19 protein-coding genes are annotated in these 19,403 nt (G+C 49.1%); 11 read left to right on the plus strand and 8 right to left on the minus strand.

Going from position 1 to position 19,403, the window contains the following annotated elements; all coding sequences use genetic code 11:
• Window positions 1-659 precede the first annotated feature (659 nt).
• Complete coding sequence (locus CX664_RS27555) at window positions 660-920, plus strand: phosphatidylserine decarboxylase (protein WP_244910689.1); 261 nt, start codon at window positions 660-662, stop codon at window positions 918-920.
• Window positions 913-1,197, plus strand: coding sequence for a phosphatidylserine decarboxylase (locus CX664_RS27560; protein WP_244910690.1), 285 nt, complete (start codon window positions 913-915; stop codon window positions 1,195-1,197). Before CX664_RS27555 ends, CX664_RS27560 begins: the two co-directional genes overlap by 8 nt.
• Here the strand turns inward: CX664_RS27560 and CX664_RS18290 are convergent.
• Window positions 1,190-2,329: a hypothetical protein gene (locus CX664_RS18290; RefSeq protein WP_146000132.1), complete on the minus strand. Its 1,140-nt coding sequence runs from the start codon at window positions 2,327-2,329 to the stop codon at window positions 1,190-1,192. The genes CX664_RS27560 and CX664_RS18290 overlap by 8 nt on opposite strands.
• Window positions 2,330-2,750: 421 nt before the next feature.
• Between CX664_RS18290 and CX664_RS18300 the strand changes: the two genes are divergently transcribed.
• Both CX664_RS18300 and CX664_RS18305 read left to right on the plus strand, forming a co-directional pair.
• Window positions 2,751-2,966 (plus strand): hypothetical protein, encoded by a 216-nt coding sequence (locus CX664_RS18300; RefSeq protein WP_101748120.1) that lies wholly within the window; start codon window positions 2,751-2,753, stop codon window positions 2,964-2,966.
• A gap of 66 nt (window positions 2,967-3,032) precedes the next feature.
• The gene (locus CX664_RS18305; protein ID WP_146000133.1) at window positions 3,033-3,821 is read left to right on the plus strand and encodes a hypothetical protein; all 789 of its coding nucleotides are present in this window, start codon (window positions 3,033-3,035) and stop codon (window positions 3,819-3,821) included.
• A 112-nt stretch (window positions 3,822-3,933) separates the two neighbouring features.
• Here CX664_RS18305 and traF read toward each other — a convergent pair whose 3' ends face one another.
• Window positions 3,934-5,094, minus strand: coding sequence for a conjugal transfer protein TraF (gene traF / locus CX664_RS18310; RefSeq protein ID WP_101748122.1), 1,161 nt, complete (start codon window positions 5,092-5,094; stop codon window positions 3,934-3,936).
• Window positions 5,095-5,739: 645 nt separating this feature from the next.
• On the opposite strand from traF, the gene gshB reads away from it, so the two are divergent.
• The 4 genes from gshB (at window position 5,740) to ruvX (ending at window position 8,838) form a co-directional block, all read left to right on the plus strand.
• The gene (gene gshB, locus CX664_RS18315; protein ID WP_101748165.1) at window positions 5,740-6,672 is read left to right on the plus strand and encodes a glutathione synthase; all 933 of its coding nucleotides are present in this window, start codon (window positions 5,740-5,742) and stop codon (window positions 6,670-6,672) included.
• 161 nt (window positions 6,673-6,833) lie between these two features.
• The gene (locus CX664_RS18320; protein ID WP_101748123.1) at window positions 6,834-7,724 is read left to right on the plus strand and encodes an energy transducer TonB; all 891 of its coding nucleotides are present in this window, start codon (window positions 6,834-6,836) and stop codon (window positions 7,722-7,724) included.
• A 73-nt stretch (window positions 7,725-7,797) separates the two neighbouring features.
• A complete protein-coding gene (locus CX664_RS18325; RefSeq protein ID WP_101748124.1) occupies window positions 7,798-8,370 on the plus strand; it encodes a YqgE/AlgH family protein in 573 nt (190 codons plus the stop codon).
• Window positions 8,371-8,388: 18 nt separating this feature from the next.
• Entirely contained in the window at window positions 8,389-8,838 is a 450-nt protein-coding gene (gene ruvX, locus CX664_RS18330) for a Holliday junction resolvase RuvX (RefSeq protein ID WP_101748125.1), read from the plus strand.
• 104 nt (window positions 8,839-8,942) lie between these two features.
• Here the strand turns inward: ruvX and CX664_RS18335 are convergent, their stop codons facing one another.
• Window positions 8,943-9,368, minus strand: a complete 426-nt coding sequence (locus tag CX664_RS18335; protein ID WP_101748126.1) for a hypothetical protein — start codon at window positions 9,366-9,368, stop codon at window positions 8,943-8,945.
• A 41-nt stretch (window positions 9,369-9,409) separates the two neighbouring features.
• Complete coding sequence (locus CX664_RS18340) at window positions 9,410-10,195, minus strand: NRDE family protein (protein WP_101748127.1); 786 nt, start codon at window positions 10,193-10,195, stop codon at window positions 9,410-9,412.
• 83 nt (window positions 10,196-10,278) lie between these two features.
• Between CX664_RS18340 and CX664_RS18345 the strand changes: the two genes are divergently transcribed.
• Window positions 10,279-11,079 carry a carbon-nitrogen hydrolase family protein gene (locus CX664_RS18345; protein WP_101748128.1) on the plus strand — a complete coding sequence of 267 codons (801 nt, stop codon included), beginning with the start codon at window positions 10,279-10,281 and terminating at the stop codon, window positions 11,077-11,079.
• A 237-nt stretch (window positions 11,080-11,316) separates the two neighbouring features.
• Here the strand turns inward: CX664_RS18345 and CX664_RS18350 are convergent, their stop codons facing one another.
• The 3 genes from CX664_RS18350 to hemB form a co-directional block, all read right to left on the minus strand.
• Window positions 11,317-11,952: a hypothetical protein gene (locus CX664_RS18350; RefSeq protein WP_101748129.1), complete on the minus strand. Its 636-nt coding sequence runs from the start codon at window positions 11,950-11,952 to the stop codon at window positions 11,317-11,319.
• A gap of 304 nt (window positions 11,953-12,256) precedes the next feature.
• Window positions 12,257-14,446: a polyphosphate kinase 1 gene (ppk1, locus tag CX664_RS18355; protein WP_101748130.1), complete on the minus strand. Its 2,190-nt coding sequence runs from the start codon at window positions 14,444-14,446 to the stop codon at window positions 12,257-12,259.
• Between the two features lie 226 nt (window positions 14,447-14,672).
• On the minus strand, window positions 14,673-15,680 hold the full coding sequence (hemB, locus tag CX664_RS18360) for a porphobilinogen synthase (protein ID WP_101748131.1): 1,008 nt from the start codon (window positions 15,678-15,680) through the stop codon (window positions 14,673-14,675).
• A gap of 156 nt (window positions 15,681-15,836) precedes the next feature.
• Between hemB and CX664_RS18365 the strand changes: the two genes are divergently transcribed.
• Together CX664_RS18365 and CX664_RS18370 are read left to right on the plus strand one after the other, a co-directional pair.
• Window positions 15,837-17,975, plus strand: coding sequence for an FAD-dependent oxidoreductase (locus tag CX664_RS18365; RefSeq protein ID WP_101748132.1), 2,139 nt, complete (start codon window positions 15,837-15,839; stop codon window positions 17,973-17,975).
• A gap of 38 nt (window positions 17,976-18,013) precedes the next feature.
• A complete protein-coding gene (locus tag CX664_RS18370) occupies window positions 18,014-18,742 on the plus strand; it encodes a hypothetical protein (protein WP_101748133.1) in 729 nt (242 codons plus the stop codon).
• Here the strand turns inward: CX664_RS18370 and CX664_RS18375 are convergent.
• Window positions 18,737-19,225 carry a hypothetical protein gene (locus tag CX664_RS18375; RefSeq protein WP_101748134.1) on the minus strand — a complete coding sequence of 163 codons (489 nt, stop codon included), beginning with the start codon at window positions 19,223-19,225 and terminating at the stop codon, window positions 18,737-18,739. The two genes, CX664_RS18370 and CX664_RS18375, sit on opposite strands and share 6 nt — an antisense overlap.
• Window positions 19,226-19,403 lie beyond the last annotated feature (178 nt).

The raw sequence follows: 19,403 nt of genomic DNA on the forward strand, positions 1-19,403 counted from the left end.
TACAGTAATATGCCTTTACTGGGTGCTGAATAGTTACGATATATCTTCTGAACCTTTTACCTCCGCAGGATTATTATCTGAAGTAGGGGCCTGATGACTCTCTTTCAGAGAGGATGTGCTTGCTCGAATATCCACAACAATTCCACCCAATACGTTGTTTGACTGTTAGTAAGTTCTGGACCAAAAAGCGCAACCAATTGTAAATATGTGAAATTTATCCTGACAAAAAATTAAAACACCTCTGCTTTTTGACAGCCAGAAAATATCAGGAAATGCTAAGAGCAGATGGCTTCAAATGCATCAAAAATCATAGTGTAGTATGGAGCTCCATTACTTTCCAAATGAAATCTGGTAATTGAAATAATTTTAAAATCCTGAATTCAGGTATGGATAGAGGCGGTGCTGGTATAAGTTGGAAACACACGATATCCGGTAATGATTATAAACAACCGACGATCATGTCAGTGCTTCAGGGAGTGGGCGATACAGGCATGGCACAGTCAGGCAGGCGAACGAAATCTGGGGTCAGGTTTTTCTTTTTGAAAAACAAATGTCGTTTATCATAACTACTGATGTACAAACAAAGACCCGCCCCCACACTTCTTACTTTAATGCACAAAGAAAGACCTGACACCAATTCTGTTTTGCAATTCTGTTTTGTGGAATGCCAGATTCCATGGTTCACAAATGGCCTGATTCGCTGGGCTATCGATCGCTACCACGTCAATATGAGTGAAGCGAAACGGGAAGGCGCTGAAGAGTACCGTCACTTCAACGACTTTTTTACCCGGTCATTAAAGGAGGGAGCCCGTCCTTTACCCGAAGACCCGGAGATGATTGTCAGCCCGGCCGATGGTGTCATCAGTCAGATGGGGGATATCAAGAACGGCAGAATATTTCAGGCCAAAGGCCATGACTAAAGTCTGGTCGAACTGCTGTGGTGATCTGGAGCTTGGGCAGGAATTTATGGGGGGAAAGTTTGCCACCATTTACCTCTCCCCGAAAGACTACCATGGTGAGGCGAGCCAGTCGGTTGAATTAAGCCGTGGTGATGAACTGGGCCGCTTCAAACTGGGGTCCACTGCGATTGTGCTCTTTGGCAAAGACCAGATTGAGTGGCTGGAAAACTGGCAACCCGGCCTGTCGATCAAGATGGGGGAGGCCCTGGCCCGGGTCGATGCTCCTGACATCAAATAGTGCCTTCTTTATAGTGGGGATTTTTATCACATAGAGCCTGGTATTCAGAACCTCCGGGAGCGTAACGAATCCGTGTCAGGAACTCAGTTGCTGAAAGACGTGTGTTCTGCCCCCCTCTACATTCGACCAAATCATCCTCCCGGGAAGGTGCCGTCGTTTCCGGATTGATCAAATCGCTAAGGAAGGCAACTTTTTCGCTGTCAGGCCCAGGGCTATGCAGGGTATGCCAAAAAATGCCGAGAGTTCCGGTTAAGCACTCGGCCACTTTATCGGCTAAATACTTTTCATCATCCGTTTTAACCGTATATCCACCTGCTTCATGACTTTGAATTTCCTCCATCAGAATGTATCTTGGGTCGATTAACGGTTCAGGATAATCAATACTCCTTTCTGCCTCGGCAGGTAACCATTGTTGTTTAGGTTCATTGAAATATTCAAACACGTCGATCCCTGGCTTAAATACAGTGGGTTTAAAAATATTATCCTCGGCATATTTCATAAGATGAACGATTACCTTGTGATTAGCGATGTAATAAAGATGATCAAAACTCAGGTGAGGTGTTTGATTGAGCGCAGATTTACCAGTGGTGTGATGGAGAGCATTTTTCACGTCGTCAATAGAGAGGCCATCGTCATACATACGTTGTTTTGCTGACTCAGTTAAACGGACCGCTCTATTGGGGTAGGCGACATAAAATACCGGTAAGGTTTTACATGCCTTTAACTCTTCATAGGTCTTGAGCCTGATTTGATCGGTCAACTCCTTTGGTGATAACAATAAAGAGTGAGGGCTGGTCATTTTCCGGGCAGGGATTTGTGACGGTTGTCCTGACACAACGGAAGATGACATTGGGGATTGAAAAGAAACTGTCGTATGTTGTTTAACGTGTAACGGCTCAATTTTTCCTGACAAAAAGTCAGTTTCTGCCATTGCTTTAGCGATTTTAGTGAGTGGTAGAAGATCGCATGTGGAATCTCTCGGTCTTTTTTGATCAGTTACTTCAACGTCTCTCCCTGAGAAATATGAAGGACTTGATATATTGTCTGAACCTTTTACCTTCGCAGAATTATTATCTGAACCAGGGGCCTGATGATTCTCTGCCGGAGAGGATGTGCTTGCTCGAATATCCACAACAATTCCACCAAATGAGTTATTTGATTATCAGTCAGCTCTGGACCAATCAATTCCGGACCAAAAAGTACAACCAAATGAAAATATTAGTGACTTATCCTGATAAATAATTGAAGCACCTCTACTTTTGTACAACCATTAAACATCAGTGAGTGCTAAGTACAGATGGCTTTAAATGCACAAATAAAGACAGTATAGTATGGAGATTCATTACTTTCCTCATGAAATCTGGGAATTGGAATGATTTAAAATTCTAATTTATTACTAACGTTCACCTTTAAAACAGCTCCACTCATTGCCTTTTCTGACTTAACTAATTATCATCCGCCTCAAACCTGCCGACAAGGCATCAACCAATTAATCTGCTTTTTCAAATTCCAATAAGTAGAAAATATTATTATTCGAGATTGTATGTGTTGTTATGTCTCTACCTGTTAAGGCAAACTTTCAACTGGTTAATACCGCAACGGATGGCAATGCTCTGCCATCAGTAGAAGATGCTAACGGGATTAACTCCAGAAAATATACGGAATATTTATGCCATGGTGAATCTGAAGCAGCCACCCTGGTTTCATCATTTTATCATAACCTTGGCTTGACTATACGTGTTATTGATGTAAATAAAATATTGGCTTAAAAAAAAATTACCGACTTTGCCACATTGAAAGAGAAAACAATGGAATGCCGGGATGAATCATTATTCGTGGCTTGCTCCTCAGGCCATGTCAGCCTTGATGGTTATTTACTGCATCAGCCATTATTGCAAAAGGTTGATCTTGCCAGCATCACCGGGGGCTGGCATCATCACACCGGTGTCAACCCGTTCTCACGTAAATACGGCCTGTCGGTTGATAACGATAAACGACGGTTACGGATTGAACGGGCACCCGAGCCTTATGTGTGCCTGCGCGAAAGTCTGGATGACCTGGTGCGGCTCGTTATCGCGCAAAAAGCCGGGGTTCAGCCCTGCTTTGCGGAGCATTCCAGACACAAGGATAGTACTAGAGCACCGGATTGCTGGGACCCGGGTATCGGCTTCGCCGGTGCCTACCGAAAGCTGCACAATGAGCAGGAGCTGCGGCAAGTTCGGTTACCCACCATGACCCTGAAGGAAAAGATTATTGTCGTTGCCGAGGAACTGCCCAGCCTGGAAACAAAATGGCTATCGTCAGCTACCGGCAGGGCTTTTAAGGCAGAGATCAGGCGACTGCAACAGAAGGGCATCTTGCCTGCCATTGGTACGCCGCGACAATATGAGCTGGAACAGATACTCAAACAACCGGACTGTATCGGCGCTAAGATACTTAATGAGCGTGAGCTTGCGGTGGTGGCTGATGACCATGAAGGGAGAGTCTTTTACCGAATGGTGCCAAAACGACGCAAAAGGCAACGCGCCGGGCCTGATAATGACGCCGGTCGCCACAATACCGGCCCTGCCCCTAAACGACGGAGGAGTAGTTTTATACAAACGTCCGCTGTAATTATGCCTTGATATATTTCATTAGTTGTCAAAAATGCCACAGAAGTTACACGAGCGTGTACGTCTGTGGCATTTCCCCGGGTTCATCCTTTCACATGTTGTTATAGTAAATTGCGGCCCTGGCTTAGAATTTTGCACTGAATTGCAACGCACCGCCGTAGGTATTATCCTCGCCCACCATAACCGCCACATTCAGGCCAAACAAATCCAATGGCGACAAGCCGACACCGGCTGTCAGCACATCCCCTGAATTATCTGCAAGGTCAGTCCGGTAGCCAGCCGAGAGGCGTGCTTGCTCCCAGAAGTCCAGGGTAATGCCCAGACTTGCATAGCGACTCTCCTGAACAGCGCCGTAGCCACCGGTCGAGGTAAGCTGCAGGTCACCCATGACGGACGCGATACCGTAATCCACACCCACACCAGCCGTTAACTCAGGCTCTACCTTATACTCAGAGGTTGAGTATTTTGACTTATAGGCTTTGCCAATCAGGTTTTTCGCCGTAAGACCAAAAGACAGTATATTATTCAGTTGATAGGCGGCTCCAAGGTCGATATTGAAGTTACTGTGACTGGACTCTGTATCCAGCAGAGCATCATCATCGAATGCCGCAACGGCCTCACTGTAGTCGATCAATGTTATTTGCTGGTATTTGAGCACTCCACCAATATTCAACTTGCCAGGCAATTCGGTGCTTACTTCATTGGCGACAGCGATACCAACGTCAACAGTCATTACGGCGCTGGCTTCAACCTGGGTTTCCAGATCATCGACCGTTACAGCACTGCTATTACCGTTGGTTATGGCATCTTGTATATCATCCCTGTCGTCAGTGCTAATCTCACCAACTCCTGCCGACATTTTCAGCACACTGCTCACATACAGGCTTGCTGGCATAACACTGTTCGGAATAGCAATAAATCCATTCCCTCCAGCTTCGACGCTCAGGTATTTATTGGCCAGGTTATCTAAAGAGTCCAGAGCCAGTTGCGCCTTTGCCTGATAATCACCATTCAGGTCACCAAGTGCATTCACGGCATCAGATGCTTTGTCGGCTGTGTCGACCAGATCATCTTTATCCTGTAAAAGCACGCCAAAACCAAGATTCACACCAAGATCATCATCCTGATCAAAGGACGCCAAATGCGCTGGGTTGAGAATATGCTGTGTGTAATCCCCGGCAGCCACTCCAGCGCCACCTTGAGCTATTGTCTTGGCATCAAACGCCTGAGCAGCTCCGGAGAGAAAGACGGCTGTGGTCGCAACGGCTATTTTGTTAAGTTTCATGAAATGCTCCCTGCTTTGTTAGTTTTATTGTTGTCCGTTATTACCAGACTATCACGGCACAAAGAGTATTGGCAGGTTATTGATGGTTGAATAAAAGCAATGGATCCGGCATTGGTCTTTTATAAAAACGACACAGCATTAGTACTCAACCAATAAAAATGATTTTTATATTTCTTTAGTGATCTGGCTTCTGGTAATAGATTCAAAATGTAAATTTATGATGTTGATTACATCTGCATCACTTTTAATACGATAAAACGAATCAACAACGCATTATCCTATGTCGTGTAAAATAGCAAGATGTCAAAAGGTAAGTGGGCCATATTATTTATTTTTGTATCACCAATAATAAGATTTTGCAGAATGGTTAGCTCATGCGGTAAATAAGGAGCTCTCAGCCGCAGTGATTGACTGTTCAGCATATTTTGAGCAATATGTGAATCCATCAGCGGCCAGTACCACTCGATTATTTTTCGTTGCTTGTCTGACATACAACTCGCCAAAAAGTTCATAGCAATAACGCTCAGCAGACACTGAAACGCAATGTCTTTATGTTCTGATGTTTGGAAATAGAGAAGTTAACCTGAATCCTGCTGGATAGTATAAAAGGTATATATTGTGAAAGCGTTGAAACTCGGCATTGTGATGGATCCTATAGCCTCCATCAATTACAAAAAAGACAGCTCCCTTGCCATGCTGCTGGCGGCCAGTCAGAAAGGCTGGCAGCTGTTTTACATGGAACAGGCCGACCTTTATCAGAAAGAAGGTATTGCCATGGGCAGCGTTAAGCCGTTAACCGTCAATGCTGATCCTGAAAACTGGTTTGTACTGGATGAGCGCCGGGAGATGCCGCTGGATGCACTGGATGTCATCCTGATGCGCAAGGACCCGCCCTTTGATATGGAGTTCATTTACAGCACTTACCTGCTGGAGCAGGCTCAGGCGGCAGGTACTCTGATTGTGAATAACCCCCGCAGTATTCGTGACTGCAACGAAAAAATGTTTGCCACACTGTTTCCACAGTGCACGCCTCCGGTGATGGTTTCCCGCAGTCCAAGGCTGCTGAAAGAGTTTGCGGCCGAACATGGTGAAGTGGTGCTGAAGCCGTTGGATGGCATGGGCGGCAGTTCTATTTTCCGGACCCAGCCAGATGATCCGAACTTAAGCGTGATCCTGGAAACCCTGACGGAAATGGGCCAGCGTCAGGCCATGATTCAAAAGTTTATCCCGGATATTAAATCCGGTGACAAGCGCATCCTGATGATCGATGGGGAACCCGTCCCGTACTGCCTGGCGCGCATTCCTGCTGCCGGGGAACTCCGGGGCAACCTGGCCGCAGGAGGTAGCGGTGAGGGACGCCCCCTGAGTGAGCGGGATCTGTGGATTGCCCGTCAGGTAGGGCCAGAGCTTCGCAAGAAAGGCCTGATCTTTGTCGGGCTGGATGTTATTGGCGACTACCTCACAGAAATCAATGTTACCTCACCGACCTGTATCCGTGAGCTGGACAACCAGTTTAAACTCAATATCGCCGGTCAGTTGATGGATAAGATCGAGGAAAAACTCAAGGCCAGGCCCTGACCAGACGATTATTCTATAGACTGTTTTTTTCCAGCAGAATCTTGCCTATAGTCTTAAGTCGGTCAGCCTCCCGGGAGCCCTTTGATAGAAGGGCTTATATTGTAGTAATCAGGACGGCTCTGCCATCGGGCTTTACCAGGGAAAGCAGTAATCAGAAAGCTATGACTCAGCCAGCGACCATTTCATCAGCAGCAGTATCGACGGCAGACCGTCTGGGTTTTACCCTTTTTATGGCGGGGGTTCTGCACGTTCTGATCGTGCTGGGCGTAACGTTTAGCTTTAATGACAAGCCTGCCCCTCCGCCAACCCTGGAAGTGACTCTGGCCAGCTATCAAAGCAAAGAGAAACCCAAAGAAGCCGACTACCTGGCCCAGATCAATCAACAGGGCAGCGGTACTCTGGATGAAAAAGCATTACCCTCCAGTGATCAGCAGGCACAGTTTCAGGAAGACACCATCAAGGAAGTCCAGCCACAGTCACAAACCGCGGCTCAACCAGAGCAAACCGTGACAGAACAGACCCGTATTACCACCAGGGCAAAGAGCCAGCAGCAAGTTTCGGCAACCGATGACCGTGAAAAGCAGGAACCCATTGCCGTTGAAAAAGACACGCCACGCAAGCACATTGACCTGAAAAATGAAATTGCCAGCCTTGAAGCTCAGTTCCATCAGCAGCGCCAGGAGTTTGCCAAACGTCCTCGTATCAAAAGGCTGACCGCGGCCTCAACCCTGCAGGAAGCCGGGGCATTTTACAAAGAGTCCTGGCGGCGGAAGGTTGAGAAGGTGGGCAACATCAACTACCCGGAAAAGGCACGTAAGCAGAAGCTCTATGGCGAGCTGCGCTTGATGGTTGCCATCAACCGGGATGGCACATTGTCCAATGTTGAGATACTGGACTCATCGGGTTATCGGGTTCTGGACGATGCTGCGGTGCGCATTGTCAGAATGGCTTCCCCCTTTGCCCCATTCGACGACACGCTCAAGAGCTATGATATCGTCGAAATCATCCGTACCTGGCGCTTTGAGCCCGGAGACCGACTGTTCAGTCAGTAAAGGCCTGTTGTATTGCGGGAATATATAGGTATCAAGACTTGCCATAAATGCCCTTTACCCTGATACTGCCGCTATGAGCAGTGTCCCTTTCCAGAATTTCAAAAGCCACTTTCTTATTGCCATGCCCGGCATGGCCGACCCTTCTTTTGCTGAAACGCTGACCATTATCTGTGAGCACAGCCCGGAAGGTGCCCTGGGTATTGTGGTGAATCGACCAAGCACTCTGCCGATGAGCGAGATATTCCGACAGATTGGCATTGATCACCATGAGCAGTCAGGCGTGAGTCAGCACGCAGTATACTCTGGAGGCCCGGTATCCCAGGAGAGGGGTTTTGTGCTGAATTCAGGGGAATCCAGCTGGGATGCCAGCTTGCAGATATGCCCAGGGCTGCAACTGGCTACATCAACCGATGTACTGGTGGCCATGGCAAAAGGCAAAGGTCCCAGGCAGGCACTGGTGGCTCTTGGATATGCAGGCTGGGGCTCAGGCCAGCTGGAAAAGGAAATTTCCGAGAATGTCTGGCTGACCTGTGAGGCTCATCCATCCATTGTTTTCGATACTCCTTACCACCTGAGACTGAGTGCCGCTGCCAGTACACTGGGTGTCAATATCAACCTGATTTCTGATCAGGTTGGCCATGCATAGGCTTCTTTTGAAAAAGCAATGACCGATAAGAAATTAAGTACCGTACTGGGTTTTGACTTCGGAACCCGTAACATTGGTGTTGCGGCCGGGCAGGTGATTACCCGAACCGCCTCCGCCCTGCCATCGTTAAAAGCAAAAGATGGAATCCCGGACTGGAGCCAGGTTGAAGCCCTGATCATGGAGTGGAAACCCGATGCCATTGTCGTCGGTATTCCATTGAATATGGATGGCTCAGAATCGGATATGTCGCGCCGCGCCAGAAAGTTTGGTAACCGGATTCATGGACGCTTCAACCTGCCATTTTATCCAGCGGATGAACGACTGACGTCTTTTGAGGCCAAAGAATGGGCCAGCAAGCTTGGCCATAAAGGGCATTACGGATCAAACCCGGTGGATGCCATGGCCGCCCAGATTATCCTGGAAGCCTGGCTGAATGATCCTCAGAATGAACATCTTATGAGTCATTAAGACATTGTCTCGCAATAAGTTCCGCATTTGACTGAGGCTTGTTAAGGTCGCTTCCCGCAAAGGCGCAAGTAATCTGTCTTTTACGGGAAGCGCTTATTCCCATATCAGGTTACAGGCACACCAAGCAACTCAACAATGACCGGCTGGGTTGCCAATTGCTGCTGTTTGAATTTATAGAATACCTTGATCTTCGCCAGGGGGCTCTGCTGTGAACTGCTCAGTGGCACTGTCCTTGAGTAATCCTGTACCTCATCACCGTTTCTTTTACCTCGGATGGTTTTTTGCAGGTTGATATGAAATACCTCACCTTTAGCCAGATAGATACGAGCTTGACGCAAGATGATATCGCCATTGGATATATGGAAACGAAGCTTGCTGTAGGACTCTTCCATCTGAGGAAAAATGGTTAAGGTATTTTCACTGACCCTGGCTTTCGCTGAACCAACGGCTATCCAGTTATCGATAGCCAGGGTACTGATCGGTAGTGCCAACAAAGAGAGAAGCAGTAACGGGCAAAAGCGGTTAAGCATAGGAAATCCTTAGATCAATCGGGCAACTTGCAATTGATGTACTAGCTTAGCTGATTCTGCTCCAGTGTGAATTTGAACTGACGCTGTTCACCGACAGCGCCTTCCGGCAGGTACTCCTGTTCCACCCATTGCAGCTGATGGTGGCGATCAATCATCAATACGCTGGTATTGCGGGTACCGTACTCTTTACTGGCAATAAAGCAGCTGGAAATCAGTTTCTCTACCTCTTTACTGACCCCGGTATCCGGTAATTGTTCCTCCGGTGGTTGATAATTATCGTGCATCAGTTCAATCAGATGTTTGCTACCGGGGGGGATGGACTCTTTGATTGCCCTGGTAAAGCCGGTACGTGCTCTCATAAGCTTTGGCCATGGTGTGTCCAGCAGGTGGTTGCTCAAACCATAGATCCCGGGGGGAAGAGGAGCAATAATGTGGTCTTTTGTGCGGTTGCTCAAGTAATAAAGGCCGGTTGAATCCATAGTCAGGAGATTGAACCCTGACCATTTATCACTCTGTTGCTGAACCGACTGTAAATAGTCAGATGCCGACTGAGAACCTGTGACAAAGTTGGCCACCAGCGCCCCCCTGGAATATAAACCGGCAGGGCTGGGAACTTCCCTGTAGTTGGTAACGGCAGCAAAGCGGCCATTTTTGTTAATGGCCAACCAGCTGCCGCCAGCTTCCAGGTCCCGGCCTCCAAAGACATCGGGCGAATCGCCCCAGAAGTCGGTTGCCTGTGTCGGGCGTTGATAAAATTCATCTCGATTGGCCGCCAGAATCAGTGGATACTGGCCATCAGGCTGCCATGAAAAAACTATAAGGCACATGTTGTTGACGATCTTGTGGTGTTATGAAGTCACGCGAGAAATAAATTATCATCCATCCAGCGAAAAAGCACAGGCAAATAATAATGAGTAGACTCAAGGCGGCGGTGGTTCAGGTTTGCTCGGACCGGGTTGTGGCAAAAAATCTTGCGGATATTGACAGCCAGTTAATGGCTTATCAACAACAGCAAATAGACATTATTGTATTACCCGAATGCTTTGCCATGCTTGGAGGCCCCCAGGCTGAAGCGGCTCTGCAAGCGGATGAAATAAGGGAATGGATGGCATCAACAGCCAGAACATTGGGTAGCTGGCTTGTGGGCGGTTCAGTGCCTGTCCCGGATATTAGTGACGGGCGCAACCATGCCTCATGTCTTGTCTATAGCCCGGCAGGGGATGAAGTCACCTGCTACAACAAAATGCACCTGTTTGATGTAGAGGTATCTGACAGTAAAGGGCGGTATAGAGAATCCGATGATTTTATCCCCGGAGCCGGGCCAGGGCTGGTGGATATTGGTGAGGCAAAGATTGGCCTGTCAATTTGTTATGACCTTCGCTTTCCCGAGTTATTTCGCACTCTGGTGGCGCAGGGAGCAACCATATTAACCGTACCTTCCGCCTTCACAAAAGTAACCGGTGCAGCCCATTGGGAAGTGCTGTTGAGAGCCAGGGCGATTGAAAACCAATGTTATGTGTTGGCAGCCAATCAGGCGGGTAGCCACCCTGATGGCCGACAGACCTATGGCCACAGTATGATCATTTCACCCTGGGGGGATATTCTGGCACAAGCCCCTGCAAAAGGGGCTGCGGTGATTATGGCAGAACTTGATCTGGATGAACTGGCGAGAGTTCGTCGGCGAATGCCTTGTTTAAACCATCGCAGATAGATCGTGCCAAGCACCCTTCGACTCCGCTCAGGGTGAACGTGGTGTACGGGTAATAACGCTCAGCCGCATAGTACATGGTTTCAATGCGTTTGACGGGTTGTAGTGCCTCCGCACTCCGTTCGTCCTGAGCCTGTCGAAGGGCGGAAACTCCGGACTCTGATAGATCGTGCCAAGCACCCTTCGACTCCGCTCAGGGTGAACGGGGATCGTACACGTCAAACTGATTGAAACCATGTACTAGCTCTGCCATTTACACAGCTCCACAAGATCTCTACTGCATAATTTACTGGCAGAACTTTCAAGATTAATTGTCGGCGAACATATACTGCCACCTGTAGAAGTATATCCACCAAGAGAGCTACAAGTATCTGCATCCATACGAACGCACACAGATTCATCAATATACTGTCGCCAGGTAAGCCCTTGATTGATACATTCAAAGGTGTTCTTTGCACCATGGTAAATTATGTTTCCTGCGTGCTCAATTACGCTAATGATTCCGTGATTGATTAATTCGGCCATCTGTTCGGGCAGGGTTTTATCAGTGTAAGTGCAATAAATATCATTGTCATTGTCATTGAAGGGATGTATGCCGGTAAAATAGGTGAACTGCTCGGTATTAAGGCATCCTGGAGTAATTAATCGTTCACTTAATGACGACGGTTGAACACTGTTTTGGTTGCTAGCCAAATAATACAGTGCTCCCATAGTGGCTATTGCTGAACCGAGAGCTAGTGCAACAACACATGTGCGGCTGGAAAACGCTCTGGTTTTATTTTGTGAGGCGTCATTCTGATCAAAATTTTGCTCAAGGTCAGCCAGCCTTGATGGTCGACTCTGATTGACATCGGCTCGATAATTTAAGTTGTGCATTTCAGGAATCTCATAAAATATTGATATATCCCAGTCGTGTAGCGCAGTGGCTTAGAGATAGAGTCAATTCTCAGGAAATAATTCAAACACTTCTTAAAAATTGTCAGTGATAAAAGAATATGAAGGGAAGATTGGCTATAAAGTAGAGTTAAGTCCTGAACTACGACCAGAGAGGGGGGCAATTACATAAAAAATTCCTGGCTCGCTATCCGCAAAAGCACAAGCGACCTGTCTTTTTCGGATAGCGGGTGGCGGGAAGCGGGCAGCGCTTACTAAAATGTCAAAGTTATCAAATGACAGTCCCTTAATCAGTCGACGGCTTGTTAGCAATAATCGCCAACGCATCCATCAACCGTTCCTGGGCATTACGTCGACGCTGACTCCGGACTGGCCGGTTTTTCTCATACTCACCGTCACTTTGCAGTTGCCAGCTGCGGGTGTTATCGGACAGGTAGTAGTCCAATTCCTTTTTGATGCGAGCGGCCAGTTTCGGGTCTTCAATGGGGAAGCAGGTCTCAATACGCATGTCCAGATTTCGGATCATGGCATCTGCACTGGAACAGTAAACCAGTGCGTCATCGTCGCCATTTTCAAAATAGTAGATACGGGTGTGCTCAAGAAACCGTCCGACAATGGAGCGTACGCGGATATTTTCCGACAGCCCTTCGATGCCGGGCCTCAGGCAGCAGATGCCCCGAACGATCAGATCCACCTCAACACCGGCCTGAGACGCTTTGAACAACGCCTTAATGATATGAGACTCAGTGAGTGAGTTGATTTTGATGATGATCCGGGCCTGTTTTCCCTCTTTGGCGTTACTGGTTTCCTGGTTGATCAGATCAATCAGACTCTTCTTCAGCGTGAAAGGCGCATGGAACAGCTTACGGACACGAACCGCACGTCCCATCCCGGTCAGCTGCTGGAAGATTTTATGAACGTCGTTGGTCAGTATCTTGTCACAGGTCAGCAGGCTGTAATCGGTATAAAGACGGGCATTGCCAGCGTGATAGTTACCGGTGCCAAGGTGAGCATAGCGCTGAATATGCCGGCCTTCACGACGAACAATCAACATCATTTTGGCATGGGTTTTATAGCCGACGACACCGTATACGACGACGGCCCCTGCTTCCTGCAGGCGACGGGCCAGGGCCAGGTTTTCCTCTTCATCAAACCGGGCACGGATCTCTACCACAACCGTCACCTCTTTACCCTGCCGGGCGGCTTCTACCAGGGCATCCACCATTTCTGAGTGAGCACCGGTGCGGTACAGCGTCTGGCGAATGGCCAGCACATCAGGGTCTTTGGCGGCCTGACGGAGCATATCCACCACCGGGGTGAATGACTCAAAGGGGTGATGGAGCAGGATGTCCTGTTTGGCCACCAGATCCAGCACGTTGTTGCTGTGCTTCCGTTTACTGTGCAGACCTTTCGGGTAGCCGGGGGTAAACGGCGGGAAGACCAGATCCGGTTTGTCATTGGTGTCGCAGATGGACATCATGCGAGTCAGGTTGACCGGTCCACTGACCTGGTAAACGTCTTCATTGGTCAAACCGAATTCATTGAGTAGAAAATCCACCAGCGGTTGTGGGCAGTTGTCGGCTACCTCAAGCCGTACCGCTTTACCGTAGCGACGGGAGAGCAGTTCGCCCTGCAGTGCCTTGGCCAGGTCTTCAACCTCATCTTCAAGGTCCAGGTCACTGTTACGGGTCAGTCGGAACTGATAACAGCCTTTGATATCCATGCCGGGGAACAGGTCGCTGACATGGCGATGGATAATCGAAGAGAGAAATACATAATCATTCTCCCGGCCATCACAGATATCTTCAGGCATTTTGACGATGCGTGGTAACGACCGGGGTGCCGGGATAATGGCCATACCGGTATCACGGCCAAAAGCATCTTTGCCTTCCAGGGAGACAATAAAGCAAAGCAGTTTGTTTGCCAGCCTTGGGAACGGGTGGGCAGGGTCCAGCCCGATAGGGCTGATAATGGGCATCACTTCATGGTAGAAGAAGCGCTTGATCCATGCCTGCTGCTTTTCCGTCAGCTCATTACGGCGCAGAAAGCGAATACCCTCTTTTCTCAGAGAAGGTAACAGGCTTTCATTCAATATCTGGTATTGCAGATCAACGTATTCTTTGGCCTTCTGGCTGATCTCTTTCAGGACCTGCTGTGGTCCCATACCATCGAGGCCCACCTGCTCACGGGAGAAGTCGATCTGCTGCATCAGGCCCGCGACCCGGATTTCGAAATATTCATCGAGGTTGGAGCTGAAAATCAGCAGAAACCGGAAGCGCTCCAGCAGCGGGTACTCTTCGTTTAACGCCTGCTGCAGCACCCGGAAATTAAACGCCAGATGGCTGAGTTCACGATTAATGTAATAGTCAGGGTTCTGATAATCACTGACCTTTGGGGGCTTGCTGGCCATTGGCTCGGCAAGCTCAGATGATTGGGCCCGGGGTTCCTGAACATCCGACTGTTGGGGGTTATCCATACGACCTCTTTCTCAGCAAAATAGCACTGGCTTATGATGACCGGTTTCAGTGGCTTTTGTCATGGATCCTGTCAGTGACGTATGTCAGAGATTCAACCAATGGCCCGGTGAACAGGCGACTCTCGGAGCGGAAGTAATAGGGCAGGGAGAATGTCGCATTATTCATTTTATTCTAACAGAAATAATAAAGACTACTCTCCCGGCATGAACGTTTATTCTGCTTTTATCAAGAGCTCATTTTAGAGAGCGCTCTCGCCGCATCCTTGGCAAAGTAGGTCAGAATGGCATCCGCTCCGGCCCTGCGAAAACACATCAGGGATTCCAGTATCACGGCATCGCCATTAAGCCAGCCATTGGCCGCCGCCGCTTTGTGCATGGCGTATTCACCACTGACCTGGTAGGCAAAGACCGGTACCTTGAATTCATCCTTAACCCGGCGAACAATATCCAGATAGGGCATGCCTGGTTTTACCATCACCATATCGGCACCTTCTGCCAGGTCGGCAGCCACCTCGTGGATTGCCTCATCACTGTTGGCAAAGTCCATCTGAAAACTGAACTTATTGCTTTTGCCGAGATTACCGGCTGAGTCCACCGCATCCCGGAACGGGCCATAGTAATTGGAAGCATATTTGGCCGAGTAGGCCAGAATGCGGGTATTGATATGACCTTCTTCTTCCAGGCGCTGGCGGATGGCACCAATCCGGCCATCCATCATGTCTGACGGGGCCACAATGTCTGCGCCGGCTTCGGCGTGGGACAGGGCCTGACGGACAAGGGCCTCAACCGTTTCATCATTGACCACATAACCCTCTTTATTGGTCAGGCCATCAAGACCGTGGGAAGTAAAGGGATCCAGCGCGACATCGGTAATCACACCCAGCTCCGGGAACTGGTTTTTCAGCGCTCGAACCGCGCGCTGGGCAAGGCCCTCCGGGTTCCAGGCTTCTTCCGCCAGCTCGGACTTCCTGTCAGCGGGTGTCACCGGAAACAGGGCAATGGCCGGAATGCCCAGCGCCACCAGCTCAGCGGCTTCCTCAAGCAGTAAATCAATGCTGAGGCGTTCAACACCGGGCATGGATGCAACGGCCTGGCGCTGCTGATGACCGTCCACAATAAACAGTGGATAAATCAGGTTGTCCACGGAAAGCTGACTTTCGCGCATCAAACGGCGGGAGAAGTCGTTGTAGCGCATCCGTCTTGGGCGGGCAGCAGGAAAGGGGCGATGAATCATACTTCTTTATCCTTTTGAGGTCGCAACGAAGCATCAACAGGCCAAACAGCCACAGTTTCTGATTTGACAATAATGGCTGGCATTATACGGGAAAAAACGTATGATTTTGCAGGGATTGTCGTATCAAACAGATGTTTGTAGCTACTGGAAGGTGTTATGAATAACAAGAAATGGCTTTTGCTGACAGTGCTGGCCGCAGCAATTGGTGCATTTTACGCCCTGGACGGTCAGCAATACCTGACCCGTGATTTCTTCCAGGGCCTTTATCGTGATGATCCGGTACTGACGGCTGTTGCTTTCTTTATCATCTACGTGGCGGTAACCGGCCTGTCACTGCCGGGAGCGGCAGTGCTGACGGTGGTGGCGGGGGCCATTTTTGGCCTGTTTCATGGTGTGTTGCTGGTCTCTTTTGCCAGCACCCTGGGAGCCACTCTGGCTTTTCTGTTTTCCAGAACCTTATTAAGAGACTGGGTAGCGCAAAAGTTTTCCGGTTATCTGGAGACCATTAACAACGGCGTGAACAAGGACGGAGCCTTTTATCTGGCAACGCTTAGACTGATTCCGGCGGTGCCGTTCTTTGTGATCAACCTGGTGATGGGGCTGACCTCCATGCGGGTCCTGACCTTCAGCCTGGTCAGTCAGCTGGGAATGCTCCCGGGCACGGCGGTTTTCGTCAATGCCGGTGCCCAGCTTGGCCTGGTGGAGGAGCTGTCTCTTGAAGGGATTTTAACGCCACCATTGATCGCTTCATTTGTGCTTCTGGGTATTTTCCCCTGGATTGCCAGAATGGCGATGGAGTGGTTGAGACGTCGTCGTTTATATCGCAGCTACCCGCAGCCTGCACAGTTTGATAATAACCTGACCGTGATTGGCGCCGGTTCTGCCGGTCTTGTCAGCAGCTATATTGCTGCGGCGGTTAAGGCCAAAGTATCACTGATTGAAAAGCATAAAATGGGGGGCGATTGCCTGAATACCGGGTGTGTGCCCAGCAAAGCCCTGATTCGCTCCGCCAAAATGGCCCATTACCTGAAGCGGGCCGATGAGTTCGGTATTGAACATGCGTCCGGGCAGGTTAATTTCGCCAAAGTGATGGAGAGGGTTCAGGGAGTTGTTGACAAGGTTGAGCCCCACGATTCTGTGGAGCGTTATTCCGGTCTGGGGGTTAACTGTATCAGTGGCTCCGCGCAGCTGATCAGCCCCTGGGAAGTAGCAGTGGACGGTCAAAGAATCACGTCCCGAAATATTGTCATTGCCAGTGGTGGTCGTCCCTATGTGCCACCTCTGCCGGGTCTTGAACAAATTGAATACTACACATCGGACACCATTTGGGGCTTGCGCAAGAAGCCCGGCCGCATGCTGGTGATTGGCGGTGGCCCTATTGGCTGTGAACTGACTCAGGCCTTCACCAGACTGGGGGTTCAGGTTATTCAGGTGGATCACGGAGCCCGGCTGTTGCATCGTGAAGATGACGATGTTTCAAAACTGGTGATGGATCAGTTTATTCAGGATGGCGTCGACCTGAGGCTGAAACACCAAGCCCGATCGTTCCATAAGTTGCCGGACCCGGACACCGGCGTCGAGCGTCAATTTCTGGCAGCGGAGTTTGCCGGTCAGAGCGTAGAAATTGACTTTGATATCGCCCTGTTTGCCACGGGTCGCAAAGCCAATACGGCAAATCTTGGCCTTGAAGCGCTGGGTATCGAGTTAACTGAGCGGGGAACCATTGAGGTTAATGATTACATGCAGACCCGTTACCCCAATATCTACGCCTGTGGCGATGTTGCAGGACCTTACCAGTTTACCCATACGGCGGCACATCAGGCCTGGTATTGTGCGGTGAATGCACTGTTTGGCCGCTTCAAAAAATTCAAAGTGGATTACTCAGTAATTCCCTGGTGTACCTTTACCGATCCGGAAGTGGCCAGAGTGGGTTTGAATGAGCAGGAGGCCCGGGAACAGGGCATTGCCTATGAAGTGACCAAGTACGGTATTGATGACCTGGATCGAGCCATAGCGGATGAAGAGGCACGGGGCTTTGTGAAAGTGCTGACCGTGCCGGGCAAGGATAAGATCCTGGGAGTCACCATTGTTGGTTATCATGCCGGTGAGCTGATTACGGAGTATATCAGTGCCATGAAACACGGTCTGGGTCTTAATAAAATCCTGGGGACTATTCATATCTACCCGACACTGAGCGAAGCCAACAAATACGCTGCGGGTGAGTGGAAAAAAGCCCATGCACCCCAGGGGGTATTGTCGCTGGTGGAAAAATACCACGCATGGATGCGCCATTGACTATCATTAAGGGGTTATTATAAACATAAGGATGTTTAATGAGTGACCCGGACCCGTCTGATGGTGGCCCGACAGAGGATCCCTCAAAGGATTCTGTAAATAACAGCCCAAGGTTAGCGTCGGCTGCCATCAGCGAAGATAAGAAAATCTTCAAAGAGCTGAAAAAAATCCTCAAGAACCGAAGTGTTATGCTGGCTGAGCCTACTTCCCGAAAGAGTCTCAAAACCAATAACAACAGCCTTCTGGCAAGAATCAAAAACTTTCTGCCAACCTCTGTCTATAAGATGCTCTCCCGCCTCAAACCCGTTGATAAACAGAAAAAGATTGGAACGATGATTGCGCTGGTCCAGCAGAAGAATCAAATGGCCTGGCAGCGCCTGGGAGAAGGCAAGGCTGAGGGTGCCTGTGATCAGGCGTTGCGCAAGCTACAGCTGGATTGTGAGCAGTCACAGCTCTGGCTGGATCTGCTGGAGGGCCGTGGGCAGTCCAAGGTGACTGAAGAGCGAGCTCGGGTGGTTGACTGTCTCAAGGACTGTGTTGCCGCAGACGTTGCCAGTGACTTCAGGCAGGCGGATGAAGCTTACGTCGAAGCCGTTCACTATCTCAAGCTATCCATCATTCATGAAAATGATCTGAAAATTGAGCTACAGGCACCTAAGGCGTCTTCTCCCCTGGCCGGGGAGCTGAGGCAATTTGAGAAAATGCTGGTGGATGAGGCATCAGCCCTGGAAGCATATCGGCTGTATGGGCAGAATCAACGGTCATGACGGGTTTCTGCTGTTGGTTCGATCAACTTCTTTGGTCAAACTACAAGTAACCCGTTTCCCTTCAGCATTCGTTTTAGTGGTTATTTTCAGGCATAACATGTCAGTCTCATTCCACTTTATGTGAAGCCACTTCGCTTCCTGCAGAAGCCTCGTTTTTTCCTGGGCAAATGCTTCGGCAGATTCAAAGTCGCTGCTATGACAATCCAGTATTTTTTCCAGGTTGCCAAAAGGAAAAACTGCAGTAGTTACGGTCTCCTTTACATGGTAACCAGGCTGAGAGTGGGTTGAAGAAACAGTACGGTCTGAAATATCCTTTTGCTGCACGTCAGAACTGTCATTTTGGTCTGATCGTTTTGACAGGAAGTTGGAAATATTGTGGGCAATGGCCACCACTCTTCCACAAAACCAACGCACAATGTTAAGTGGCAGTTTAATTGCCGCCTTAACATAATGAGTAATATTTTCAATTGTGTTGTTAATCATTATTTAAATTCCTATAAATTCCAATAATTTGCCCTCTAATATCAAAAGACCTTGTCAGGGGGAGATTTTTACGAGAACGCAGCCCTTCAACTTAGACTGTGTACGGCCAAGTAAGTTCCATATGCCCCCCTGCCAGGACAGGCCTGGAGGCATAAGTGTTCTGTGGGTAATAAAGATT

The organism is Endozoicomonas acroporae, from assembly GCF_002864045.1.
In the GTDB taxonomy this organism is placed as follows: Bacteria; Pseudomonadota; Gammaproteobacteria; order Pseudomonadales; family Endozoicomonadaceae; genus Endozoicomonas; species Endozoicomonas acroporae.

Bases quoted from the DNA above. Each gene is read 5' to 3' on its own strand.
- CX664_RS27560 (WP_244910690.1), top strand. From the start codon at position 913: ATGACTAAAGTCTGGTCGAACTGCTGTGGTGATCTGGAGCTTGGGCAG.
- CX664_RS18300 (WP_101748120.1), top strand. From the start codon at position 2,751: ATGTCTCTACCTGTTAAGGCAAACTTTCAACTGGTTAATACCGCAACG.
- traF (WP_101748122.1), bottom strand. From the start codon at position 5,094: ATGAAACTTAACAAAATAGCCGTTGCGACCACAGCCGTCTTTCTCTCC.
- gshB (WP_101748165.1), top strand. From the start codon at position 5,740: ATGGATCCTATAGCCTCCATCAATTACAAAAAAGACAGCTCCCTTGCC.
- CX664_RS18320 (WP_101748123.1), top strand. From the start codon at position 6,834: ATGACTCAGCCAGCGACCATTTCATCAGCAGCAGTATCGACGGCAGAC.
- CX664_RS18325 (WP_101748124.1), top strand. From the start codon at position 7,798: ATGAGCAGTGTCCCTTTCCAGAATTTCAAAAGCCACTTTCTTATTGCC.
- ruvX (WP_101748125.1), top strand. From the start codon at position 8,389: ATGACCGATAAGAAATTAAGTACCGTACTGGGTTTTGACTTCGGAACC.
- CX664_RS18335 (WP_101748126.1), bottom strand. From the start codon at position 9,368: ATGCTTAACCGCTTTTGCCCGTTACTGCTTCTCTCTTTGTTGGCACTA.
- CX664_RS18340 (WP_101748127.1), bottom strand. From the start codon at position 10,195: ATGTGCCTTATAGTTTTTTCATGGCAGCCTGATGGCCAGTATCCACTG.
- CX664_RS18345 (WP_101748128.1), top strand. From the start codon at position 10,279: ATGAGTAGACTCAAGGCGGCGGTGGTTCAGGTTTGCTCGGACCGGGTT.
- CX664_RS18350 (WP_101748129.1), bottom strand. From the start codon at position 11,952: ATGCACAACTTAAATTATCGAGCCGATGTCAATCAGAGTCGACCATCA.
- ppk1 (WP_101748130.1), bottom strand. From the start codon at position 14,446: ATGGATAACCCCCAACAGTCGGATGTTCAGGAACCCCGGGCCCAATCA.
- hemB (WP_101748131.1), bottom strand. From the start codon at position 15,680: ATGATTCATCGCCCCTTTCCTGCTGCCCGCCCAAGACGGATGCGCTAC.
- CX664_RS18365 (WP_101748132.1), top strand. From the start codon at position 15,837: ATGAATAACAAGAAATGGCTTTTGCTGACAGTGCTGGCCGCAGCAATT.
- CX664_RS18370 (WP_101748133.1), top strand. From the start codon at position 18,014: ATGAGTGACCCGGACCCGTCTGATGGTGGCCCGACAGAGGATCCCTCA.
- CX664_RS18375 (WP_101748134.1), bottom strand. From the start codon at position 19,225: ATGATTAACAACACAATTGAAAATATTACTCATTATGTTAAGGCGGCA.